The organism is Archangium sp., assembly GCF_036388035.1.
Taxonomy (GTDB): Bacteria; Myxococcota; Myxococcia; order Myxococcales; family Myxococcaceae; genus Archangium.
Window position 1 is genome coordinate 1 of the sequence record NZ_DASVSO010000563.1, and the last position, 5,943, is coordinate 5,943.

Below are 5,943 nucleotides of genomic sequence, written 5' to 3' on the forward strand. Positions count from 1 at the left end.
TTGGAGAAGACGTCCGCGTAGTGGGCGGCGTTGGCGCGCATCGCCTCGGCGCGCACCGGGGCCAGCGTCACCGTGCCCGTCCGGGCGTCATACGTGTTGGTGCGCATCAGCCCGGTGAGCCGGGTGCGCAGGGCCGCCTGCTTCTCGGCCGGGGCCTCGGCGTAGGAGGTATGGCCCTCCGCGCGCGCCCAGGTGTCCAGCACGAAGAGGCTCTCACGGTGCAGCCAGTCCGCGCTCCAGTCCGGCGCCACGTACGCCCCGTGGCCCCACACCGAGCCCACCTGCTGCCCGCCGATGGACTGCCACACGTTCTGCCCCCGCATGATGGTCTCGCCCGTGAGCAGCAGCGTGCCCTCGGACGTCACCACCTTCTCGGGGATGGGCGGGAGGGTGCGAGAGATGCGGACTCCCTGGCCGCCCAGGACCAGGAAGGAGAGGAGGACGACGGCGCCCAGGCCTATCCAGAGCTTGCGGTGTTTCATGACGGGGGGCTCCTACGCAGGAGATGTCGTTGCGGATGGGGCTCTCCCAGAGCAAGCCCCGTTCCACGCCGTGTCCCCTCGGGCCGCTCGCCCCGTACGCGCAAATGCTGCGCCCCCACCTCGGGGGGCGTGAAAAACGTGCATCGTCAGTGCAGGTTTATGGCGGGCGAACGGGCAGCTTGACGGTGAAGCAGGCACCCGCGTTCACCGCGCTGTCGACGGAGATCCGCCCGCCGAAGGCATCCACGATCCGCCAGGCGATCCACAACCCCAGCCCGAGGCCGCCATACTTGCGGACCGAGACGGCGCGCTCGAAGCGCTCGAAGATGCGCGCTTGATCTTCCGGAGCGATGCCAATCCCCTGGTCCCGCACGGTGAGGGTCACCCAGCCGTCCAGGACGCTGGCGGTGACGTCGATCGGCTTGCCGGCGCCGTACTTCAAGGCGTTCGAGATGAGGTTCGTGAGGAGCTGTTCGAGGCGGCTGCGATCCCAGATGCCCAGGATGGGGCCCTCGGCCTGGACCGTCAGCGTCGAGCCCGTCCGCTCCCGCTCGGGGTCGAGCTGGGCCACGAGCTCCTTCACCACCGCCGTGAACTCGACCTCCTCGGGGTGCAGCTCGAGCCTGCCCGCGACGATGCGCGAGACGTCGAGCAGCTCGTCGACGAGTCGAGCGAGCCGGCTCACCTGCTGCATCATCCGCTCGAGCGTCGTGACCACGGCCTCGGCGGGCACCCCCGAGGGGCTGGCTTTGACCTTCTTCAGGAGGTGGTGGAGCTGCAGGCGCAGGGGCGTCAGCGGGGTCTTCAGCTCGTGCGACGCGACGGACAGGAAGTCGTCGCGGAGCTGGATGGCGTGTTGCGCCTTCTGGTAGAGGCTCGCGTTGTCGATCGCCACGGCGGCCTGCGCCGCGACGGACGCCATGAGGCGCTCGTGTCGCTCGGTGAAGACGCCCGGGCGCGGGTGACCGAAGAACAGCCCGCCGAGCACCTCGCCCGTGCGAGAGGTGACCGGAACGGCCAGATAGCTGCGCACGGGCAGGTGTCCCTGGGGCATCCCCCGGTGCGGCGGATTGTGGCCGTAGCGCGCGTCCTGGGTCACGTCGTCGAGCCGGAGGATTCCCTCGCCTCGGAAGGTGACCGAGAAGAGCCTGGTGCTGCGCGGAACGCCGAAGCGGTCGAACGCCTCGCGAGGCGCACCCGACAACGTGTAGAGCTGGAACACGCCTCCCTGCTCGTCCTTCGCCGTGTGGAAGTACGCGCCATATTGCGCCCCGGTGAGCGCGGTGGCCTCATCCGTGAGGAGCTGGAGGAGTCGCTGGAGCTCGAGCTCCCCGGCGAGTGCCGAGCCGAGGTGGTGGAGCGTGTCGACGGTCTGCCGCTCCTCCGCGAGCCGCTCGGTCGCATGCACCCTCCCGGTGCTGTCCTCGATGATGGCCATCACGTAGCGCGGCTCACCCCCCGCCGTCTTCAGCGCCGCCGTCGACACCTGCAAGACGACGGGCTCGCCGCGCCGGTTCACCTGCCGCCAGTCGGAGGCCTTCAGCGGCTCGCCCTCGAACGCGCCCAACAGCAGCCCTTCGAGCGCGGCATCCCCCTCCTGGGCGATGGCGCCGAGTCGCTGGCCGAGGACCTCGTCGCGGCTCCACCCCAGCACGTGCTCGGCCGCCGGGTTCCAGAGGCACACCGCTCCCTGGCGGTCGAGCATGAGGATGGCCACGGGGCTCGCCTGGATGAGCGCATCGAAGGTCTCATTGGTTTCACGGAGCGTGGCCTCGGAGCGGTCGCGCTCACGGGCCGCCGTCTCGAGTGCCCGCGCGATGTCCGCGACCTCGGTGACCTGGGAGACCACGGCAGGCAGCACCGTCCCCCGGCCCAGCGCCGCCGCCGAGGACGACAGCGCGAGCATCGGACGCGCGATCCGACGACCGAAGACAATGGCCAGCACGATGGCCACGAGCAGCAGCGCCGCGCCTCCTCCGAGCACGGCCCCGAAGGTGCGATGGACGGGCCCTCGCAGCTCGCTGGCGGGCAGCCCCAGGACCACCGTCCAGCCGGTGACCTTCGAGCGGGAGAAGGCACCGTAGGCGGGCCGCCCCTCCTGCGTCACATCCTCGAAGACGTCCTCCAGCCGCTCCCGGCTCCGCGCCGCGAGGAGCGGGGTCGCCGCCCGCCCGACGAACTGCTCCGCGGCGTGCGAGCGCGCGAGGATCGTCGCATTCCGGTCCAGGAGCGCCGACGTCCACCCGGAAGGAATGTTGTGTCCCTCGAGGACGCGGGAGAGGACCTCGAGCCGGAGGGATCCGGAGAGCACGTACGCCAGGGTGCCGTTGCGCCTCACGGGCACGGAGACCACGATGATGGGAACGCCCGAGGTCTTCCCCAGGGTGAAGCCAGAGACCGCGGGCTGGCCGGTCGCGACCACCTGTTGGAAGGAGTCGCTGCTGGCGAGCGAAGGCAGCGGGGTTCCGAAAGGACGCTGGGTGGTGAGCAGCTGCTCCCCGTTCACGCGCGTGAGGGAGAGCGCCTGCCAGCCCTCCTGACCCGAAACCGCACGGGCGGCTCGCCGATGAAACTCCGCGAGCGTCTCGGTGTCGAAGTCCTCCGACGCGGCGAGCAGGTTCAACCCGGTGACGACGGACGCGATCCGCTCATCCACGGCCGCGCTCAGCGCACGCGAGGTGCCCCGGAGCCCCAGCTCCACGGTGGCGAGCTGCTCGCGCGCCAGCAGCGTGACGACCCCGCAGGCGAAGGCGAGCACCGGCAGCACCGCCACGAGCACCAACCCGATGAGGTGCGAGCGGAGCCTCATGCGGTGAGAGGACGCTTCATCGCGCAAGGGTGAGCAACGAGGGGAGGAGAGGATCGAGGAGGTGCGTGCTCATGAGGCACCAGAATGCCGACAGACGCCGGAGGCGTCATTCGTTGGTACAACGTGCCACCCGGGGGTCCGTCCATGAGGGAACTTTTTGACACAAGCGCTCTGGAGGTCCCTTGACACCCGCCGCGCTGGTGCTGGTGCTGGCGTCCGCGTTCTTTCACGCCCTGTGGAACGCGCTCCTCAAACGCCATGAGGACCCCGAGGCCGCCGTGGTGGGCGTCATCGCCGTCACCGTGGTGAGCGGCGGGCTGTGGACGCTCGGCCTGCGGGGCGAGGCGTTCCCCACGTCCCAGGCCCTGCTCTGGACCCTCGTGGCCGGCGTGCTGGAGAGCGGCTACCTCGCCACGCTCGCGCGGGCGCTGCACCGGGCACCGCTGGGGCTCGCCTACACCGTGTCTCGCGGCGGGGCACTGCTGCTCGTGTGGCCCGTGTCCGTGCTGTGGCTCGGCGAGCAGCTCACGCCGTGGGCCGTGGCGGGGGCCAGCCTGGTCGCCCTGGGCATGGTCGGGATGAACCTCGTGCGCCCGCGCGGCGAGGTGGGGCGGGGCGTGCTCTGGGCCCTCGCATGCGCCGTGTGCATCGCCGGGTTCAACGTCAGCTACAAGCGCGCCCTGGGTGCCGGGGCTCAGCCTCCCGCGCTCTTCACCCTGTCGCTCTCGGTGGCGCTCCCGCTGCTCGCGCTCATGCGCCTCCGGGGCGAGGGGTGGCGGGCGCTCCGCCGCGAGGTGGTGGCCCGGCCCGGGATGCTCGTGGCCACCGGGCTGCTGTGCACCCTGTCCTTCTCGTTCATGCTCCTGGCGCTCGCGAGCAGCGGCACCGGGGCGGTGTTCACCCTGCGCAATACGTCCATCGCCTTCGCGCTGGGGCTCGGGGCCTCGCAGGGCGAGAAGCTGGGGCGGAGGCAGTGGGCGGGCGCGGCGCTCATCCTGCTGGGGGCCGTGCTGCTGGGGTGGCCTCGCGGGTAGGCCCTGGCGGGTAACACACCCGCCGGGGCCCACGCATCACCGGCTCACGGCTGGTCGGCCGAGAGCCCGTAGACCGTGAGGACCACGTCCGCACCGATGTTCGCCACCAGGGCGAGCACCGAGGCGGGGAGCCGATACCGTACCTGGTGCGGCTCGTTCCCCGCTTGGATGCCAATGTCCAACGTCCGCTCCGAGCACCGGTTCCACTCTTCCCGCGCATCGCCTTGGAGCCCGGCGATGCGCGTGGAGAGCCTTGTAATCGCATCCTCTGGAGTCTTGGACTGCTCCAACAACTCCAGAGACGCGAACTGGCCCTCGGCGTGCAGCACGAAGGCCGTATCACCGAGTGCGCTCAACAGGTTGGACATGCCGGCCTGGCTCCTGAGGACCAGGTCGACATCCAAGAATGTTGTCTCTCCAGGTGTCAGCAAGGACGGTCCCTTCGTCTTCCCAGCTCATCAGTCAGGAGTGAAATGGCAGTGCCCCAAGCAACCCGCGCACCCCGCGGGGGCATTGGTGCGCGCATTGTCCTGGCATGCCGCCTTATCCGCGCCGCTGCCAAAATAGAACTTGGGGCAAACCCCTTGCTTGAACAGCTGCTCGCAGCTCGCGCCACCAGACTCATATTCAACGCGAATCTTACACTTGCAGGAGCCCGACCGTGGCCGGGCCATCGTTATCGGGGGCGCGATGGGGATGGACTGCGGGAGCGGGCAGACCTGGGGCGGATCGAACGGACGGGGAGGGTCGGCCGGCGTGGGCCAGTGGGGGATGCAATCGTGGGTCATGCACCAGTAGATGCCGAAGCCGAGCGCCATGGCCCCCGCGACCGCCCAGCCTGGAGGGCCGAATACCGCCGGAGCGGCGATGGCCGCCATGCGACCATCCGCGTCCTTGTAGCTCATCGGGTTGTTCAAGGCGTAGGCGTAGGTCGGAAGCGACTGCCCATTCATCGCGTTGAAGAGCGCGGCCGTGGGGTCCATCAGCAGGGGCTCGGGCTGCAGGAAGCGTCCCAGCGTGGGGTCGTAGTACCGGGCGCGCACGTACAGGAGTCCCAACCCATCGTCCTCGCGACCGATATAGGTCTGGGCATTCCCCTCATCATCCCCCGTGCGCGTACCAGCCCCGTACGGCTCGTAGGAGTAGCTGGCCGCCATGTCGCCGTTGCTGTTCACCATCCCCACGGTGCTGCCCGCGGCATCGGTGAGGTACTCGAGCGTCCCCTGCTGGCCGGTGCGCGAGAACCGCGTGTCGTTCCCCGTGCCAGCCTGGACCCACGCCTTCACCGTGGGCGAGGTGCCCTCACTCAGCTCCTGGATGTAGTTCTGGCCGTCATACAGGAACCGTGTCGCCACTCCCCTCACGCGCTTGAACGAGCGGCGTCCCAGCGCGTCGTAGCGGAACTCTCCCACCGTCACACCGCCCACGGAGATGTTCACGAGTTGCCCACGCGCGTTCCACTGGTACTGGCGAGTCCCATCGCTGACGAGGTTGCCATTGGCGTCGTACGAGAGCGCGACCCCTCCGCGGGACACGAGCTGGTTGGCCGCGTCGTAGACGTTTCCCGTCATGGGGGCGGGAAGCGTCACACGCGCCAGCGTGCCGCCCACGGAGATGC

The 5,943-nt window shown here is 69.7% G+C and carries 4 protein-coding genes and 1 pseudogene; 1 reads left to right on the forward strand and 4 read right to left on the reverse strand.

The features are described from left to right. Positions 1-482, reverse strand: a pseudogene (locus VF697_RS22640) (nitric-oxide reductase large subunit); the annotation flags it as partial. A gap of 157 nt (positions 483-639) precedes the next feature. Beyond that, positions 640-3,291, reverse strand: coding sequence for an ATP-binding protein (locus tag VF697_RS22645; RefSeq protein WP_331098284.1), 2,652 nt, complete (start codon positions 3,289-3,291; stop codon positions 640-642). A gap of 182 nt (positions 3,292-3,473) precedes the next feature. Here VF697_RS22645 and VF697_RS22650 point away from each other — a divergent pair, with 182 nt between their 5' ends. Then, entirely contained in the window at positions 3,474-4,325 is an 852-nt protein-coding gene (locus VF697_RS22650) for a DMT family transporter (protein ID WP_331098286.1), read from the forward strand. A gap of 44 nt (positions 4,326-4,369) precedes the next feature. Here the strand turns inward: VF697_RS22650 and VF697_RS22655 are convergent, their stop codons facing one another. Together VF697_RS22655 and VF697_RS22660 are read right to left on the reverse strand one after the other, a co-directional pair. Continuing rightward, a complete protein-coding gene (locus VF697_RS22655; RefSeq protein ID WP_331098288.1) occupies positions 4,370-4,693 on the reverse strand; it encodes a hypothetical protein in 324 nt (107 codons plus the stop codon). Between the two features lie 90 nt (positions 4,694-4,783). After that, on the reverse strand, positions 4,784-5,943 hold a 1,160-nt coding region (locus VF697_RS22660; RefSeq protein WP_331098289.1), incomplete at its 5' end, for an RHS repeat-associated core domain-containing protein.